This is a genomic window from Rhizobium sp. SJZ105 (assembly GCF_007828365.1).
GTDB classification, from domain to species: domain Bacteria; phylum Pseudomonadota; class Alphaproteobacteria; order Rhizobiales; family Rhizobiaceae; genus Agrobacterium; species Agrobacterium tumefaciens.
Genome location: NZ_VIUP01000009.1, coordinates 53,385 through 71,376 on the forward strand (window position 1 = coordinate 53,385; position 17,992 = coordinate 71,376).

Consider the following 17,992-nt stretch of genomic DNA (forward strand, 5'->3'; position numbering starts at 1 on the left):
TGGACCATGAGCACTATTGCAACTTCAGGAACCTTCACGCTTGGCGATCATACGGTGCGCCGGCTGGGCTATGGCGCGATGCAGCTTGCAGGCAAGGTCGTTTTCGGGCCTCCGAGCGATCGTCCGGAGGCCATAGCTGTCCTGCGCGAGGCGGTGGAAAGCGGCGTCAACCACATCGACACCAGCGATTTCTATGGCCCGCATGTTACAAACGAGATAATCCGCGAAGCTTTGCATCCCTATGACAACGACCTTGTGATCGTCACCAAGGTCGGCGCAGGCAGGGGCGCGGATGCTTCGTGGTATCCGTCGTTCTCGCGCGTGGAGCTGACACAGGCCGTTCATGACAACCTCCGCAATCTCGGACTCGATGTGCTCGATGTGGTCAACCTGCGCGCTATGTTCGACGTGCACGGCCCCGCGGAAGGCTCATTGGACGAGCCTCTTGAAGTTCTGGCCGGTTTAAAGCAACAGGGACTGATCCGGCATATCGGACTGTCTAACGTCACGGCGAAGCAAATCGAGGATGCCGGAAAGATTACCGACATCGCTTGCGTGCAGAACCAGTACAATCTTGCGCATCGGCAGGACGAAACCTTAATCGACACACTCGCCTCCCGAGGGGTTGCCTATGTGCCGTTCTTTCCTCTTGGCGGCTTCTCGCCGCTGCAATCCTCTACCCTGTCTGACGTGGCCGCTCGGCTCAACGCCACGCCGATTCAGGTTGCGCTTGCCTGGCTTCTCCAGCGATCGCCGAACATTCTCCTGATCCCGGGCACATCGTCACGGGGACATCTGCGAGAAAACCTCGCCGCGGCCAGGATAGAGCTCCCCTCGGAGGCACTGTTGGAGCTGGATAAGGTGGCTGCTTAATGCCGCTTGTAGAAATCTGGGGAATTTGTCGACGGGTTGTCATCTGTCCTCACGCCCGCTTTTGGCAAATGCTGCCTAGTCAGCGTCGCCCCAGAAGCAGACATTCGCTGCCATTGTCAGGACAACTTCACTAAGGTGTCGAGGAAAGCGCGGACGGCCGGGTTTGACCGCCGGCTCTCGGGCCACAGCGCCGTGATGTTGTGCCGTTCCACCGCATAATCGGCCAGAACCGGAATAAGCGCTCCACGCCTCACCCAAGTGCTGGCCATGAAATTGGTTGCCATTCCGATTCCGGCACCTGCTGCGATCGTCGCAAGCACGGCTTCGCTCGCGTCAACGATAATGCTAGAGGTGGGCACAATCTCCACCTCCCTGTCCCCTACGTGGAAAGGCCAGCGGAACAGCTGGCCGCTACTCTGGTAGCGCAGGTTGACAGTCTCGTGCTCTTCCAATTGGTCTGGACTGGTCGGCGGGCTGCGCCCGGCCAGATATACGGGCGAGGCATAACAGCATAGCCGATGTGGCAGAAGGCGGCGCGAAAGCAGGCGCGAATCTGCCACATCACCAATGCGGACCGCTACATCGTAGCCGCCTTCGATAAGATCAACCATGTGATCGCTCAAACGTAGATCTATATTGACCCTCGAATGGAGCCTGCGAAACTGAGGAAGCATCGGCGCTATTACGTGCAGGCCGATAGGCAACGATGCTGCAATCCGTAAAGTGCCAGCGGGCTCGGTGCGCGCTGCTTTTGCCGCCTGCTCTATATCTTCGGCGTCGTGCAGCAGCCTGAGCGCACGCTCATGAAGATCGCGCCCTTCGGTCGTCAGGGCCAGGGAACGTGTCGTACGCGCAAAAAGCGAAACGCCGAGCTGCTTTTCCAGCCGCTGAATGCTCTTGCTGACCGCCGAGGGTGAGATGGACAAGGAACGGGCGGCGGCGGTGTAGCTTCCGAGCGAGCCGGCCCGAGCGAATGCGATCAACCCAGTCAGTCTATCAATTCCGATTTGTTCCTTCATGGCACTATTAAAGCGAATTATCTGATGATTATCAAGCGAAGGAGATGATCGTATCTTCAGTCATCAAAACGAATATTCAAGCGAGGCCGTGATGACTGATATGATGAAAGCTGTGCGATTGCACGAATTCGGTGGGCCAGATGTTCTTCGTTATGAAGATGCGCCCCGGCCGGAAATCTCGGCGGACGACGTGCTTGTTCGCGTCCATGCCGCCAGCCTCAACCCGCCGGATCTCTATCTGCGCGATGGTTATCGGGCTCTACCGCCGGAATGGCAACTCAGTCCAAGCTTTCCGCTGATCCTTGGCACGGACGTTTCCGGCACGGTTGCGGCCGTTGGTGAAAACGTGTCGCAGTTCAAGGTCAACGACGAGGTCTATGCGATGGTCCGCTTCCCGCATGACCTCATGACGGGAAGCAGCGCCTATGCCGAATATGTTCGCGTTCCGGTATTGGAGTTGGCGTTGAAGCCCGCCGGGATAGACCACATCCAGGCTGCCGGTGCGCCCATGTCGCTTTTGACCGCTTGGCAATTTCTGGTCGATTTGGGACATGATTTGCCGAACCCATTCCAGACCTTCCAGCATGCACCGGTTCCGCTCGACGGCAAGATCGTGCTGGTGAACGGCGCCGGCGGCGGCGTTGGCCATCTTGCAGTCCAGATCGCGAAGTGGCAAGGCGCGAAGGTGATTGCCGTTGCTTCCGGCAAAAACGAGGCGCTTCTCTATGATCTCGGTGCCGATATTTTCATCGACTATACGAAGACGGCTGCCGAAGCAGTGGTGAGGGATGCTGATCTGGTGCTTGACGCCGTCGGCGGCGCGAATATGGAAGGCTTTCTCTCCAGCATTAAGCCGGACGGCGCCCTGTTTCTCGTCAACCCGCTGGGTTTTCTAGGCCATGACGAAGCCGCCCGGCGAAAGATCACCGTCTCAACGACACAGGTGCGTTCGAACGGTGCGCAATTGGCAGAGGCCGGTCGTCTGCTCGATGATCGCTCCATACGGGTGGTGATCGACAGCACCTATCCGCTGGCCGAGGCATCGACAGCGCATCGTCGTGCTTCAGAAAGTAGCATCCAGGGCAAGATCGTGCTGGTTGCCGCTTGATCACCATTGACCAGTCAAGGCCCCGGTCGCCGCGAACAGGCGGTCGGTGCGCTGATCCAGGGATTATCCCGTGCTGATTATAATAGACTACATGCACGTCGCTCTGTCGCAATTCATGACAGAACTGAATGCGGTGGCATCCACGACACGAAAGCGTAGGACAGCATCACCTATGATGCTGCCGTGGACGATCCACAATCAGGGCGATTCCTGATCTCGGAGCGTTGGGTCGATCAGGCTGCGCTCAGCTCTCATTTGCAGGTAGCTGACACGATCGTGTTTGCCGGCCGCTGAAGCAGTAAAATGCGAGGCGAAATACGGAAATACGACGCATTGAACGAACGCGACATCATGGATGACTGATACACGCACGCTAGGCATTCTCTGCGAGAAAGATCTGGATGTCCGTTGAGATAGAGACCGCTTCTCCAGGCATTCTACCGAGGAGCTTTGCGATGGTCTCAACTGCCAGGCGTGCTTCCAAAAGGGGTCTCTGGTCGATAACCGCGCTGATCTTTCTGGATTTTAGCAGCATCCGTCGATTGGGCGTGAGTTCGTGGGTGATGACAACCGTATTGTCGATTCGGCCAAGGCGTTGCAGAGCACTGACAATCGGCAAAGCACCCGCGGACAGATGATATATGCCTCGTAATCCCGGGTCATCCCGAAATGCAATCTCTACGACACGGCCTGCTTCCTCCTGATTTTCTCCGGTCTCCAGAACCACGGCCAGACTGCATTCAGGATAACGCTCGGTCATGATGTCGCGAAACCCGGCTTCCCGTTCGCGATGGCCAGTGATATCGCGTGAGCCGGCAACCACGACGACGCGGCCGCCTTGCCGTCCGAGGAAAAGGCCCATCAGGTCGCCAGCCACCCGACCGGCCTGCCTGTCGTTCGGCCCCACATAGGCGGCACGCCCGCAATCTGTGAGGTCGGTCGCCAGAGTAACCACCGGGACATTGCGCGACAGGAATGCTACGGCTTCTCGAACCCTGATATCGTCAGGGCTGGTGATGACGAGGCCATCATAGGAGCGACAATCGCGGACGGCTGCGGCGATCGCCGCCGGCTTTCGTGGATCGATGTGATGGACGAAGAATTGCACGTTCAGTGTTGCGTACATTCGCGATGCAAGATCGATACCCTCGCGCAAAGACGCGTGAAACGGGTTGACTGGCGGTTGGATAAGGACCGCGACACGTAGCGCGCGTGAAGGGGTACGATCTAGGGCCCGGTCAATACCGAGCGCCCGCGCAGCGGCCAAAACGCGGTCTTCTTTGTCGGTACGCACGCCGCCACGGTTGTTGAGAACCCGATCCACCGTCGCGGTCGAGACCCCGGCTGCCTTTGCAACATCCGAAATGCTTATCTTGCGTGCAGTCATTTACCTCTCCGCCCGGTTTTCTGATTGAATCCCATCAAATTCCAACTTTGTAAATCGGATATCTCCAGCTAGATCTCTGCGTCAGGGAGGGTCGCCCACCAAGTGAGCGACACCAGGGAAGGACCAACCACAGCACCGTGCTGCTGGGGCGTCGATGACGTGCGCAATCCAAACCTACCGCCGTGGGAAATGGTATTCGATGAAGTCAAGGCGGCCGGATATGGGGGAGTGGAGCTTGGCCCCTATGGTTATGTTCCGCTCAACATCGATATGGTCTCTCAGGCTCTGACAAGTCGAGGGCTCTATATCGTCGCCGGAACGATCTTCAATGATCTTGTCGCTGAGGAAAACCGCGATAGCCTGCTGCGCCAGACGGACGAGATTTGCGCTCTGATCACCCGTCTGCCGACGCCGCCGAAGGCGTCGGGCCAGCGATTTGCCGCACCTTATCTGACGGTGATGGATTGGGGACACGACGAACGCGATTATGCGGCGGGTCATTCCGACAGGGCACCGCGGCTCGATGACGCGGCATGGAACGGCATGATGGATAATATCAGGGCGATATCCGCTCTTGCCCGCGAGAAATATGGCGTTCGCGCCACCATTCATCCGCATGCCGGCGGTTACATCGAATTCGAGGACGAGATTGCCCGTCTCGCCATTGACATACCCCAGGAGGTCGCCGGTTTCTGCCTCGACACTGGCCATACCTGGTATGCCGGCATGGACCCTGTCCAAACCCTGCGCAAATACGCCGACCGTCTCGACTACATCCACTTCAAGGACATCGACAGGGCCGTCTTCGGACGCGTGATGGGTGAGCACATTCGCTTCTTTGAAGCCTGCGCGCAGGGGGTCATGTGTCCCATTGGCAAGGGTTGTATCGATTATCCCGTCATTCGCGCCCTTCTTGATGAGCTTGGTTATGAAGGCTTTATCACCGTTGAGCAGGAGCGTGATCCGCGCAACGCGGGCGGTAGCCTCGCCGACGTAAAACTCAGTTGTGACTATCTCAAGTCGGCTGGCTTCTAACAATCCGGGACAGAAACCTCATGATTTACGGAACGCGTCAGACAAAACGACCTCTTCGCTGGGCTATGGTGGGTGGTGGTCGCGGCAGTCAGATCGGTTATATTCACCGCAGCGCCGCCCTGCGTGATCGCTACTTCGATCTGGTCGCTGGCGCCTTCGACCTCGACGCCGAGCGCGGCCGCGCCTTCGGTGTTGAACTGGGGCTCGAGCCTTCGCGATGCTACGCCGACTGGCGTGCGCTTTTCGCAGAGGAGGCAAAGCGTCCGGAGGGGATCGAGGCAGTATCGATCGCAACGCCCAACAATACCCACTACGAGATCACCAAGGCTGCACTGGAAAGCGGGCTGCACGTTGTGTGTGAAAAGCCGCTGTGCTTCACGGTGGCCGAGGCCGAGGATCTTCAGCGTATCGCCGCAGAGCGTGGCCGTATTGTTAGCGTGACCTACGGCTATAGCGGCCACCAAGTCATCGAGCATGCCCGCGAGCTCGTTGCTGCCGGCGAGCTCGGAGAAATTCGTCTGGTCAACCTGCAATTCGCCCACGGGTTTCACAACGAGGCTGTCGAGCTTCAAAACCCGGCGACCCGCTGGCGCGTCGATCCGAAATTCGCAGGCCCAAGTTATGTGCTCGGTGATATCGGTACACATCCGCTTTATATTTCCGAGGTCATCCTGCCCGACCTCCGTATCAAACGGCTTCTGTGTACCCGGCAGAGCTTCGTTAAGACGCGTGCACCTCTCGAAGACAACGCCGTGACCCTGATGGAATATGACAATGGCGCGTTTGGCACCGTCTGGTCGAGCGCCATCAATGCGGGTTCCATGCATGGACAAAAGGTGCGCGTCGTCGGATCAAAGGCTTCGATCGAATGGTGGGACGAGCAGCCAAACCAGCTACGATTTGAGGTTCAGGGCGAGCCGGTACGCATTCTTGAGCGTGGCATGGGCTATCTGCACGCAAAGGCACTTGCCGACGATCGTATCGGTGCAGGCCATCCCGAGGGCCTCTTCGAGGCCTGGGCTAACCTCTACGACCGCTTTGCTATCGCTATGGAGGCGCGCAACGAAAACGATGGCGAACGCCTTGCGAGCCTCCGGTTTCCGGGGATTGCGGCAGGGGTTGAGGGCGTTCGCTGGGTTGAGAACTGCGTTCGTTCCGCCGATCTCGGCGGGGTCTGGGTCGATTATCGGTAGCGCGATGGAGAGAGCAGCACCATTGGCGCAGCTCCATAAATGATTGCCACCCACGCGACGTGGTCCAGCAAGCGATGCTTGTCCGCATCGACGCTCCCGTGAAGGGGCGAATTTATATTATCAGGAGGTTTTGATGAAACACGCACTCGATCCGCACATGATCCGTCATTTATCTCTGGAGGAAATTTGCCGAAAGACCGCCGAGCTGGGATACGACTATGTTGAGCTCTCACCCCGTCCGGACTTTCTCTCCTGGTGGACGCGTCCGAAGGTTTATCCCGAGAGGGTAAAGAGCTTCAAGAAGGCCCTCAAGGACCATGGGGTGGGCCTGGCAACGCTGCAGCCAATGTACCGCTGGGCCAGCCCATACCAAGACGAGTGGCAAACGGCGATAGAGAACTGGAAGCGTGCCATCGAAATTGCGGCAGAGATGGAATGCCCGATGTTGGTCTCGGAGTTCGGGCGAGGGGGATCCCCGGATCGAAGCCTGAATGATTGCAGTGGGTTGCATCGTCCGGAGACGTGTGAGGGGCAGTTTTTCCGTGCGATGGATATCCTCGTGCCAATTCTGGAGCGCGAAGGGCTGATCCTCTCGCTGGAAGCGCATCCAGAGGACTGGATTGAGGAAATCGCCCCTGCCATCGATATCATCAAGACGATCAATTCAAAGGCTGTAAAGGCATCGTTCATCGCGCCCCATACCTTCTTCTACGGTCCCGACATGGTTGCTAACCTACGAGCGACCGAGGGGCTTCTTGCACATGTGCGCCTCGCAGACACCTATGACCATAACAAGTCTTCGCAACTGCGCTACATTGTAAATCCGCCTGGAGCGAAGGTGCGCGTCCATCAACACACCGACTTCGGCCAAGGTGAGATCAACTGGGAAGTATTCTTCTCAACTCTTGCCGACATGAAATTCGACGGTGTCCTTTCAAATTGCGTTTTCGCTTGGGAGGACCGAGCCGAAGACAGTGCCCGTTTCATGCTTCGTGAGACACAGATGTATGTGAACAAGTACTGGCCAAAGTAACGCCTCCTCAATCGCGGAGTGGTCGAAAAGGCCCTGCGATATGACCAGGCTTTTGTGGCTCGACCAGATCAACCGGCCTTTCGATGCTATCCCACAGTCACGGGATAGTTCACTGGGCCACACCTGGTACGAGCGCCTTCAACGCGGAGGAGGCCTTCTCGATTCGACAGAGGTCCGGGCTGACTGTGAATGGCGCATGATTGCGCCACGCTTGCCCAACGAGCCGCGAGGCCGAGAAGCGGCAGCTATTGACGGGGCATGGGGTCGGTACGTTTCAAGAGCTTTAATTGGACGCATTCATTGCGGCTCGCAAGGTATCGTTGATGCGCTCTTGCCAGCCCGGACCGTCGGCTTGAAAATGCGCGAGCACATCGCTGTCGATTTTCAATGATACAAGCTCTTTGGTGTTAGGAATTGCAGGCCGTTCAACGGCTGGCGCTGCGACCTTCTTTGCCGGTTTGAACAGCGCCTCTGCTGCGTCTTTCGGATTGGACGGTCGTCGGGGTGTTGCCATGGTCATATATCCTCTTGTGTCGTGCGCTCGAACAGCGCAGCCTGTCAGTTTCTGTTTGCAGGCTGTATGTCAAACAAAGCGGTGGTCGCAACCCACGTGTAGTGGTTAGCCGGAAGAACGTAATTGCTGCCGATAAACCGTCAGCCTCACACGCGCAATCTGGAAGAGATTGTGCGCCGTTATCCACAATTGCATTCGGAGGCCGCAGGTTCTTGTCAAGGTGTTAGCGCCCCTTGGCGAGATACACACCCTTCGTGTTGACCTTTTCTCATGCCCTTTCCGCTGGCGGAGCGTTTCACTCCCCTGCCGCCACTCCCTCGCGTCGTGGATCCGCGCTGCCGATCAAACCTTCGGCGGTTATCTCGATGGCATGCAAACCGGAATTCATCTCGCCCGGTTTCACCTCGTAACCCAGCGCCTTCAGTGGCCCTGCAAGACCCTCCGCGCTTGTACCGGCCTCGATGTCGTAGGTGCCGAAGCGGTTGATGAGATGCGGCTGGGAGACGATCGCCTCTACAGGCATGCCCCAATCGATATAGGCGATCAGCGCCTGCGCTACATAGCCGATGATCTGGCTGCCGCCCGGCGAACCGATGGCGAGCAGCGGTTTGCCATCTTTCATCACGATCGTCGGGGCCATGGAGGAGCCCGGTCGTTTGCCTGGCTCAACGCGGTTGGCGATCGGCAGACCGCCATCATGGGTCTTGAAGGAAAAGTCCGTCAACTCATTATTGAGCAGGAAGCCGTTCGTCATCAGACGCGAGCCGAAGCCGCTTTCGATCGTTGTCGTCATCGAGACCACGTTGCCGTCCTTGTCGACGATGACAAAATGGCTTGTGGAGGGCAACTCGATCGCCGCATCCCGGCCGAAAAGCAGCGCGTGGTCCCATTCCGGCTGGCCGGCCTTGACGGCATCGTTGGTCAACGCCTTATCGCCGTCGAGCAGCTTTGCCCTCCCGCCCAAATAGGTCTTGTCCAACAGGCCCTTGATCGGTAGCGGCACGAAATCGGTGTCAGCGACGTAACGCTCGCGGTCGGCGAAGGCGAGACGCTGGGCGTCGCCGATAATGCGCCAACTGTCGACATTTTTTGGCCCAAGCGCCTTGAGATCAAAATTCTCCACCAGACCAAGAATCTGGCCGATGGCGATTCCGCCCGACGACGGCGGCCCCATGCCGCAAACGTCAAGAGCACGATAGACAAAGCAGACCGGCTCGCGCTCGACGACCCGATAGTTGGAAAGATCGGCCAGCGACAGCACGCCGGGATTGTCGGCCGCCTCGCGCACAGTCTTGACGATCGCCTCGGCAATTCGCCCTTTGTAAAAGGCATCGGCGCCGCCTTTGGCCAGCGCCGCAAGCGTCTCGGCATAGGCCGGGTTCTTCAAAGGAGCGCCGGCCTGCAGGGCGGCCCCGGAGGTGTCAAAGAAATAGGACCGGGGTTCTGTATATTTCTTCAACCGGTCTCCCTCGGATGCGATCAGGGAGGCAAGACGCGGCGACACCTTAAAGCCCTCGGTAGCCAGCGTTTCCGCCGGCTTCAGCAGGCTTGCCCATTCGGCCTTTCCATAGCGTTTGTGGGCTTCCTCCAGAAGTCGCACCGTTCCCGGCGTGCCAACAGAGCGGCCGCCGACCACTCCGTCCATGAATTTTAGCGGTTGACCTTTGTCATCCAGGAATAGCTTCGGTGTGGCTTCCATCGGCGCCGTCTCGCGGCCGTCAAACGTGGTCAACTTGCCGCTTTTTGCGTCGTAATAGACCAGGAAGGCACCCCCACCGAGACCGGAACTCTGCGGTTCAACGAGGCCCAGCATTGCCTGCACCGCCACCATTGCATCGATGGCGTTGCCGCCCCTGGCGATCACATCACGCCCTGCCTCAGTCGCCAGCGGATTGGCCGCCGCTACCATGAAGCTCTTTGACTCGATGCGTTTGGCAGTCGCAATATCGGTCGCTTTTTCGGGCGCCACCGTGTCGGACGCCTGCTGCGCGGAGGCGACTGCGGTGGAAAGCATCAAGGCGAAAAATGCCTCACCGAGAAATTTCATTTTCATCAGCCAAATCCTCCAGCGACGTACAACTCGTTAATGTAGCAGGGCATTCAACTGAGCCAGCAGGCAGGCCGAACCTTTATCGATCACGGCACGGCCACTTTTAGAACTCTTCCTTCACTGCTGCAAAGCTTCGGCCTTCACCGGTATTTCAGCCCCGTCCGTTGGCACGCACCGCTGTTAAGCGTCTGTCTGGCGCGCCGCTCTTTTTCGGCACTATGGTGGCTGTCTCGCCGCATGTCCATCATGTCGAAGGGTCGACCTATCGTTGGAAAATGGAAATCTGCTCATTTCCCATCCGACAAGCCTTTCGAGTTGGTATATGGCGGCGGACTTCTCTGCCTTCTTCAGGAAACCGGAAGGCAGGCTCGTATTATTTTTCCGACAAAATAGATGGGCAGTTTGGTGTTCATCCAGGCCACGAGCTGGAGCTAATGACATAGGACGGAACGCAAGGGCAGTAAATGCAGGCGCTGTTGTCTCCACGCATCTGCCTTAATAACGGCGTCGCCGGTTCTGATCCTTTCAACTGCGTGGATATGCTAGCGGTAGACCGCTATCAGGATGGCGCATAACGCCCATTCGGGTCTCGTAGATTGCTTGCAGTTGATCCGGGGCCACGATGTCCTCTGGTCCTCCACGTGCAATGAGTTTTCCGCAATGAAGTGCCAGGATTTCGTCACAAAAGCGAGCCGCCATGTTCACGTCGTGGAGCACGACGATGGCCCCAAGTCCACGCTCGTCAACGAGCCGGCGAACAAGCGTGAGGATGTCGATCTGGTGGGCGATATCAAGGGCCGAGGTCGGCTCATCAAGGAGGAGACAATCGGGGTTTTGCGCAACGAGCATCGCGAGCCAGACCCGCTGCCGCTCCCCACCTGAAAGCGTATCGATGAAGCGCGCGCGATAACGCGCCACGTCTGTCAGCCTCATCGCTTCCTCCACCCTCGTCTTGTCCTCAAGGCCAAACCGGCCAAGAGCGCCGTGCCATGGATATCGTCCGAGCGCGACTAGCTCGCTGACAAGCATACCTGCAGTATCGGGCGCCTGCTGGGGCAAATAGGCCACCTTACGAGCGAACGGCCTGCTGCCCCATTCATGCAAGTCTTTTCCATCAAAGGAAATCTTGCCAGCACTGAGTGGATTTTGGCGGGCCAGGAGCTTGATCAATGTCGACTTGCCAGAGCCATTGTGCCCGATCAGGCCGATAATTCGCCGTGCTGGCAAACTTATTGTCAGTGGTTCGAGCAAAACCCGAGTTCCGACGGAGAAACTGGCCCGCTCCAACTCAAAAAGGGGTATCCTCGAGATGGTTCTCGTTCTGCTGTCTTCGGATATCTGAACCAAGGCTGTTACCTCATTTTTAGAACCTGGGGCTTTGTCTGCCCCGCGAGCGGATCACCCACAGAAAGTATGGCCCCCCGATAAAGGCGGCGATGACGCCTGCCGGAATCTCATAGGGAAAGTCGGCAGCCCGTCCCAACCAGTCGGCTGAGATCATCAGCGTTGCGCCGACCGCGCTCGCCGTGAGAAGCGTCAGGATTTGGCCGCGTGCCCCGGCCGCTCGGGCGATGTGCGGTGCCATCATGCCGACGAAGCTTAACGGGCCAACAATCACGGTCGCAGCTCCCGTCAGGACAGCAATGAACAGCAAAAGCACGAGGCGGGATCGCGCCGGATTGAGTCCAAGAGAGCGTGCAGTGCTGTCCCCAAGCGCCAAGACCTCTAGCGGGCGGCGCAAGAGTGGCGAGATGGCCAGCCCGATCAAAACCAAGGCTGCAGCGATGCTCGCGACGAAGCCGGTTGCACGAAAGGTAGGGCCCATGGTCCACGCCAGAATGTAACTTGCGCGCGGATCGCCACTGGCAACAATGAGCGAAATTATCGCAGTCGCGAGCGCACTGATGGCTATGCCAGACAGAAGAACAGGTCCAGGCGCATAGCTTTTCCCTTTTGCCACAAGCAGAATGATCGCAAACGCGGCGACTGCACCGGTTATGCCGCCGGCAAGCGGCAAAATAGGCGACGCCATTCCTCCGGCGAAGAAAGCTGCGATAATCCCCAGTCCGGCTCCGGCACTGATGCCGAGCCCTTCCGGGCTCGCTATGGGATTACGCGTGATCGTTTGTGTGAGGGAACCCGCAATGGCCAGCATTGCGCCAGCACTTGCCGAGGTCAGGACCCTTGGCCATCGACCGGCAAACAACACGGATGTTTCCACCCCGCCAGCTATGAAGCTCTCGGTCAGCGAGAACAATGCGATAACGGCAGCAATGGCAAGAGAACCTGGCAGCAAAAAGCAGCCTGCCAGAGGGTTCTCTCTTTGGTTCAGGGCATTGCTGTTAAGCTGGTCAATGGAATGGGGTACATGTTTGATGAGCACCAACATCACTATGGCGCCGATGATTGCGGTGGCGGTACCCGTTGGCACCTCACCGACGACGGGCGCTCCAGCAAGCACGAGACTGTCAGCGAACAGCAGGAGGCCGGCACCAAGCAGTCCTCCCCACAGCAGTCGTTGGCGGAGCGTTCGAGCGCCAACTATTCGGGCGAGGTTGGTGGCTGCAAGGCCGACGAACGCGATGACGCCGACGCGGGCTACAACAACAGCCGACAGTACGGTTGCGATAAACAGTACCGCCGCGCGCAACCCGCCCGGGGACAGTCCGAGGCTGCGGGCACGGCTTTCATCAAGACCGATAACTGAAAGCGGTCGAAAGAACAGCAACAGCAGCGGTATCAGCACGATCATGCGCAAGGCCAATGCGGTCGCGTTGGAATAGTCATTCTGGATGAGTGAACCACTTCCCCAGATGAACACCCCGCGCAGATATTCGTGGTGAAACAAGGCTAGTATGACGGAGGCCGAGCCGGCGGAAAAGCTGATCACCATCCCGCAGAGAAGGAGTGTCATCGGTGCGAAGTTTGAAGCTTTTCCCAGTCCCGCGACGAGTGTTACGGCGACAAGGCCGCCTACAAGCCCGGCTATCTCGCGCTCGCCTGCCGTAACTGCAGCTGCAGAAAGGGAAAGAAGGGTGATCGCCAACTGAGCGCCAGAAAGTATCCCGAGCGTCGAGGGTTCTGCCAGAGGGTTTTTCAGGAGCTGCTGGAATATTACACCCGTGAAAGCAAGCGCACCACCAGCCAGCAGAGCGACGAGGAACCGTGGGACAATCGAGAAATAGACATAGATCTGGCCGAACGAAGCTGGATCCGGCTGCCATAAGGCCGCTGGAATGTCGGAGATCGCCACATAGTGACCAACGGCAAAGGCGTGGAGCGCGATCGCTGCCAGTGTGATGGTAAAGGCGAGGCGCGGTGGGGTGATGAAACGGTTTCTCATGCGATGCCGAGACTCTGCCGTAGGACTTCGGCAAACCGCATCGCTGATGGAAACGCGCCAAATACCCACGTGGGTGGAATCATCGATACACGACCATTCCGTACGGCCGGCAAGGCGTTCCATAGTGCGCTTTGCAAAAAAAGGCCCGGTGGACCCGGCTCGATGATGACCAGTCTTGCTTCAGGATAGCGCGCGATCGCCTCCAATCCCGCCGTTGCGAAGCCCCAGTTATTGGTCTTGCCATCCCATGCGTTGGCAATGCCGATCCGTTTCAGGACATCATCGAACAAGCCACCTGCGCCGTAGATATCGATAAGCCTGTCATCCGTAAACTTGATGATCAAAAGGGCGCGCCCGTCGTAGTCTTTTGCGTTGTGAGCTATCGCGTTCAGTCTCGAATAGGACAGTTCCAAATAGTCTGTCGCACGCTCTTCCCTGCTAATGCGACGTGCAATCTCCTTGAGGGCGTGTTCTGCGGCAAGCAATGGTTGCCGGGCGGGGCCGTAAAGCGGTAGCGCAAGGGTTGGAGCAATCGCGCCGAGACGTTCAGCAGAGATACCATATCCGGCTTGAGACACGATCAGCTCGGGTTTCAGGGCTCTTAGCAGTTCAACGTTCGGCCATGATCTCAGGCCAAGGTCGATCGTGTCTGTCGAAAGTGCAGGTGTTACAACGCGGTCACCGTAAAGAGGGGCTTCGGCAACAGCAAATGGCTTGAAGTCCAGAGCGAGAAGGCTTTCTGCCCATCCCCAGTCCAACACGGCGAGCCGACGCGTTTCCGTGCTTGCTGTTGCCACTGCTGGAAGGAAAACGGAAGCCAACCCGGCGGTGAATTGCCGCCGCGTCAGCCTGTAATCACGATTTGGGTAACGAGCGTCAGACACAATCCTACCAGCTATACTTGAGAGTAGCGTAGACGGTGCGACCCTCGCCCCAATAGCATCCCGTCGCAGCAATGCAGGTCGAGACATACTTGCGGTCGAATATGTTGCTGACATTCAGCGACGCCTTCAAACCTTCCAGCTTCGGGTCTGCCTTGCCGAAATCGTAGCGAACGGCAGCATCAAATACGGTGTATGAAGGGATGTCGAATTTGTTGGCATTGTCGCCAAAAGTCTGACCGGTGTAACGGGCGCCACCGCCAAAGCTCAGACCATCCCAGATGGTCGATGTCTGCAGTGTGTAGTCCAGCCAAAGCGATGCCTGCTGGCGTGGGACAAAGGCAAAGCGATTGCCCTCGTTGCTGATACCGGCAGCATTTGGATTGGCTCTGGTGATCTCGCTGTCGGTGTATGCATAAGATGCCAAGACAGAGAACGCGTCTGTGATTTCCGCCTTGCCCTCAAGTTCGACACCGCGCATCCTGACTTGACCCGTCTGCACACTGTAGTTCGTGAATCCGGGGGTCGTATCTGGCGACAGGACATTGTCCTGCGTGAGGTGATAGGCAGAAAGGGTGACGAAGCTGTTGCTACCGTTGGGCTGGTACTTGACCCCAACCTCGAACTGTTCACCGGTAGTAGGCTCGAAGGCGTTACCCAAACGGTCGGTGCCGCTGGCCGGATTGAAGGAGGTTGAGTAGCCGGCGTATGGCGACAAACCGTTGTCAAAATTATAGACGAGGCCGGCCCTCCAGGTAAACTTGCCGTCTCTCTGATCGACCTGATTGTCAGCGGCGCTCGTCCGGGTCCTCGTATCTGTATTTGCCCAGTCGTAGCGGCCACCGAGCGAGAACACGAAATTGTTCCACTCCATCTGATCCTGAGCGTAGAGCCCGATCTGGCTGCGGTCCTGATCGATCCGTGTTGCGATCGGCGGGCGCGTGATCGCCGTTGCGCCGTAGACGGGGTCAAGTCCATTGAAAGGAGTGAAAATTGGGGAAAGCGCGGACTCTTCGTAGCGGCTGCTTTCGTAGGAATAGTCGAGGCCAAACAATGCGGTATGAGCGACGTCCCCCGTTTGGAAATTTCCGATCGCTTGATTGTCCACGGTGACGGCGCGGGCACTTTCGGGAAACGCCCAGGCATATCGGTAGAAGGCCGTGGGATTGCAGGCTGCCGGGCAATAGGGCTGAACGCGCTGAGTGTCTGTTCCGATATAGGAGTAGCGAAGGTTCTGTCTGATGGTCCAGGTGTCATCGACTTCGTGTTCGAACTCGTAACCGACAGATGCCTGGTCGCTCTTGTAGTGGTCGTAACCCGGTTCGCCTGGGAATGCACTGCGGGGCAATTCCGGATACAGGCGGGTATAGAGTGTGCCGTTCGCGGGAAGCGCCGGCGCTCCGCCGCCGCCGGGAGAGTCGATGTGCTGATAGCTACCGTAAACCGTCAGTGATGTTCCCTCATCCGGCTTGAAAGTGAATGAAGGCGCAATATACCCCTTCTTCTCGCGGACATAGTCATACTGGGTATCGGTCAACCGGCCGACGCCGACGATGCGGTAGAGGAAACTGTCATCGTCACCAGCGCCACCGCCGAGATCGAATGCTGTCTGTATACGCTTATCGGTGCCGAACTGCATCTCCACTTCATTGAGAGCAGTTGCGCTCGGCCGTTTTGATACCATGTTGATCAGGCCGCCAGGATCGCCCTGGCCATAGAGGACCGATGCTGGACCCTTGAGGACTTCGGCGCGCTCGAGGCTGAACGGTTCGACACGTGGCTGGGCGTAGCCGCGCGATCCAAACGGTAGGCGCAGGCCATCCAGATATCGACTTGGTCGAAATCCACGTATCGTAAACCAGTCATATCGCGAATCGTCGCCATATTGGCTGATGACGCCTGGCGTATAGCGAAGAGCCTGGGTCAGCGTGGTCGAACCTTGAGCAGCAATCTGGTCTTTCGTTACAACATTGATGGCCTGTGGAGTGTCTTTGAGTGAGGTGCCCGTCTTCGTCGCTGTGGCGCTCTGTGTGGCGACAAACCCCTCTACAGGCCCACGAGCGTTCTCTCCCTGCACGACGATGGGCTCAAGGATTGTCGCGCCAACCGCACTGGCGCTTGACGAGGAGTTTTGCGGGTTGATCAGAAGGACCGTATTTGCGGTCGTAAATCGGAAGGTCAGGCCTGTGCCCGCGAGAAGGCGTCTAAGCGCGCCCTCAGCCGAGAGATTTCCGGCTGTACCGACGCTGCGCAGGTTTGCCGGCAGAGGACCGTCAAAAGCGACATCGATACCGGTTACCGATGAGAAGCGCACCAGCGCAGCCGACAGGGGCTGACCGGAGATCGCGAATTCGTAGCTCTTGGCGGTCTGAGCAACTGCTCCTGTTGACAAGACGACGGTGGTAAAACTGGCGCAGGCCGCCAACAACATTATACGGTACAGTCTCATGCGAAAGCCGCCGGCTTGGTTTTTCTGTGTCACTCGTTTTGCCCCCTGCAAACGGACCAATACCCGAGCATTTTCGGGCTTCTGAACAGGGGACGTTTCAGCTTGGAAAAAACCTCGGTCGATTTTCTGATTTTTTATTGCGGATAGATCAACGTCAGCAAAGGCGAGTAGCTCGCAATACGGATAGGCAGGCCGTGCTCCAGACTTTCCAGTATCCGACCCGCCCTGCGCACGTCCACGATGATGCTGATCGGCCGGCGGGCCAGGGCTCTGTCCATGACAATCATCTTGCCGTAGCGCCATTTTGACAGGGCAGCAACGACATCCTCGAACGGAGCCGAGATGAAAACGAGCCTTCCGCTTCGCCACGAAAGTCTCGTCTCAATATCCGTCTGTGATGGCACCGACAGTTTGTCATTGGCGAAAAGCACGGACTGCCCCTCCTTGACGATCCGCTCTTGGCTCAACGATGAGACCTTTACCGTGTGTTCTGCAACCGCGACGACGATACCTTCCTCATGCATCCCAACGGAAAACTGAGTGCCAAGCGCTAAAGCTCTAAGGTCCCTACAATCAACAGAGAACGGTCGAGCAGCGTCCCGAGCGACCGTGAAAAACGCTTCGCCTTGTTGTAAAATGACGTGTCGCTGGCCCGCCGTGAAATTTAACGATATGGCGCTCGCCGTCGACAGTTCGGCAACTGATCCGTCGGGCAAGGAAAAGCGCGCGGTCTCTCCGACACCCGTCCGGTAATCTGTTTGCTGCCTTAAATATGCGTGCGTCCCAAGCCCGGCGGCGGTCAGGATAGCAAGTGCACCGCCGGATTTGAGGATTTTTCGCCGTCTGACAGATGCAGGGCTTGATACCTCTGGCAGGGCCGAGGCTCCAAGCCACAAACGCTCCAGTTCGGCATAGGCTCTCGCATGGGCCGGGCTTTGTTCGAGCCAAACCCTGAAATTGGCACGGTCGAGTGGTGTCGCGCTGTCATCGAGAAGCAGCGCGAACCATTCGGCTGCACGGCGTGATATGTCTGGATCATTGTCAGGACAGTGCTCCTGAAGGGAAAAATCCTGCATCCGCCGCCTCATTCTTAGCCGCCATGCGACT

At 57.8% G+C, this 17,992-nt stretch carries 14 protein-coding genes; 5 read left to right on the forward strand and 9 right to left on the reverse strand.

Translation table 11 applies throughout. From position 1 onward, the window contains the following. Positions 1 to 6: 6 nt before the first annotated feature. A complete protein-coding gene (locus FB593_RS21505; RefSeq protein ID WP_145166931.1) occupies positions 7 to 873 on the forward strand; it encodes an aldo/keto reductase family oxidoreductase in 867 nt (288 codons plus the stop codon). Between the two features lie 116 nt (positions 874 to 989). On the opposite strand, the gene FB593_RS21510 is transcribed toward FB593_RS21505, so the two are convergent. Then, positions 990 to 1,892: a LysR family transcriptional regulator gene (locus tag FB593_RS21510; protein WP_145166932.1), complete on the reverse strand. Its 903-nt coding sequence runs from the start codon at positions 1,890 to 1,892 to the stop codon at positions 990 to 992. Between the two features lie 91 nt (positions 1,893 to 1,983). Between FB593_RS21510 and FB593_RS21515 the strand changes: the two genes are divergently transcribed. Next, entirely contained in the window at positions 1,984 to 3,000 is a 1,017-nt protein-coding gene (locus FB593_RS21515) for an NADP-dependent oxidoreductase (protein WP_145166933.1), read from the forward strand. Positions 3,001 to 3,373: 373 nt separating this feature from the next. Here the strand turns inward: FB593_RS21515 and FB593_RS21525 are convergent, their stop codons facing one another. Next, the gene (locus FB593_RS21525; RefSeq protein ID WP_145166934.1) at positions 3,374 to 4,387 is read right to left on the reverse strand and encodes a LacI family DNA-binding transcriptional regulator; all 1,014 of its coding nucleotides are present in this window, start codon (positions 4,385 to 4,387) and stop codon (positions 3,374 to 3,376) included. 189 nt (positions 4,388 to 4,576) lie between these two features. Here FB593_RS21525 and FB593_RS21530 point away from each other — a divergent pair, with 189 nt between their 5' ends. From FB593_RS21530 to FB593_RS21540, 3 genes are all read left to right on the forward strand, one after another. Continuing rightward, positions 4,577 to 5,422, forward strand: coding sequence for a sugar phosphate isomerase/epimerase family protein (locus FB593_RS21530; RefSeq protein WP_321186300.1), 846 nt, complete (start codon positions 4,577 to 4,579; stop codon positions 5,420 to 5,422). 20 nt (positions 5,423 to 5,442) lie between these two features. Next, complete coding sequence (locus tag FB593_RS21535; protein WP_145166936.1) at positions 5,443 to 6,615, forward strand: Gfo/Idh/MocA family protein; 1,173 nt, start codon at positions 5,443 to 5,445, stop codon at positions 6,613 to 6,615. 133 nt (positions 6,616 to 6,748) lie between these two features. Continuing rightward, positions 6,749 to 7,648, forward strand: a complete 900-nt coding sequence (locus tag FB593_RS21540; RefSeq protein WP_145166937.1) for a sugar phosphate isomerase/epimerase family protein — start codon at positions 6,749 to 6,751, stop codon at positions 7,646 to 7,648. 283 nt (positions 7,649 to 7,931) lie between these two features. Here the strand turns inward: FB593_RS21540 and FB593_RS21545 are convergent, their stop codons facing one another. The 7 genes from FB593_RS21545 to FB593_RS21575 form a co-directional block, all read right to left on the reverse strand. Beyond that, complete coding sequence (locus FB593_RS21545) at positions 7,932 to 8,162, reverse strand: BrnA antitoxin family protein (RefSeq protein ID WP_013637508.1); 231 nt, start codon at positions 8,160 to 8,162, stop codon at positions 7,932 to 7,934. A 295-nt stretch (positions 8,163 to 8,457) separates the two neighbouring features. After that, on the reverse strand, positions 8,458 to 10,215 hold the full coding sequence (ggt, locus tag FB593_RS21550) for a gamma-glutamyltransferase (protein WP_145166938.1): 1,758 nt from the start codon (positions 10,213 to 10,215) through the stop codon (positions 8,458 to 8,460). Between the two features lie 522 nt (positions 10,216 to 10,737). Beyond that, positions 10,738 to 11,463 (reverse strand): ATP-binding cassette domain-containing protein, encoded by a 726-nt coding sequence (locus tag FB593_RS21555; protein WP_111802827.1) that lies wholly within the window; start codon positions 11,461 to 11,463, stop codon positions 10,738 to 10,740. A 112-nt stretch (positions 11,464 to 11,575) separates the two neighbouring features. Then, positions 11,576 to 13,555 (reverse strand): Fe(3+)-hydroxamate ABC transporter permease FhuB, encoded by a 1,980-nt coding sequence (gene fhuB / locus FB593_RS21560; protein ID WP_145166987.1) that lies wholly within the window; start codon positions 13,553 to 13,555, stop codon positions 11,576 to 11,578. Further along, on the reverse strand, positions 13,552 to 14,439 hold the full coding sequence (locus FB593_RS21565) for an ABC transporter substrate-binding protein (RefSeq protein ID WP_321186293.1): 888 nt from the start codon (positions 14,437 to 14,439) through the stop codon (positions 13,552 to 13,554). The genes fhuB and FB593_RS21565 overlap by 4 nt, the downstream gene beginning before the upstream one ends. Before the next feature lie 4 nt (positions 14,440 to 14,443). Beyond that, entirely contained in the window at positions 14,444 to 16,918 is a 2,475-nt protein-coding gene (locus FB593_RS21570; RefSeq protein ID WP_321186294.1) for a TonB-dependent siderophore receptor, read from the reverse strand. A 101-nt stretch (positions 16,919 to 17,019) separates the two neighbouring features. Beyond that, positions 17,020 to 17,961, reverse strand: coding sequence for a FecR family protein (locus tag FB593_RS21575; RefSeq protein ID WP_145166939.1), 942 nt, complete (start codon positions 17,959 to 17,961; stop codon positions 17,020 to 17,022). Positions 17,962 to 17,992 lie beyond the last annotated feature (31 nt).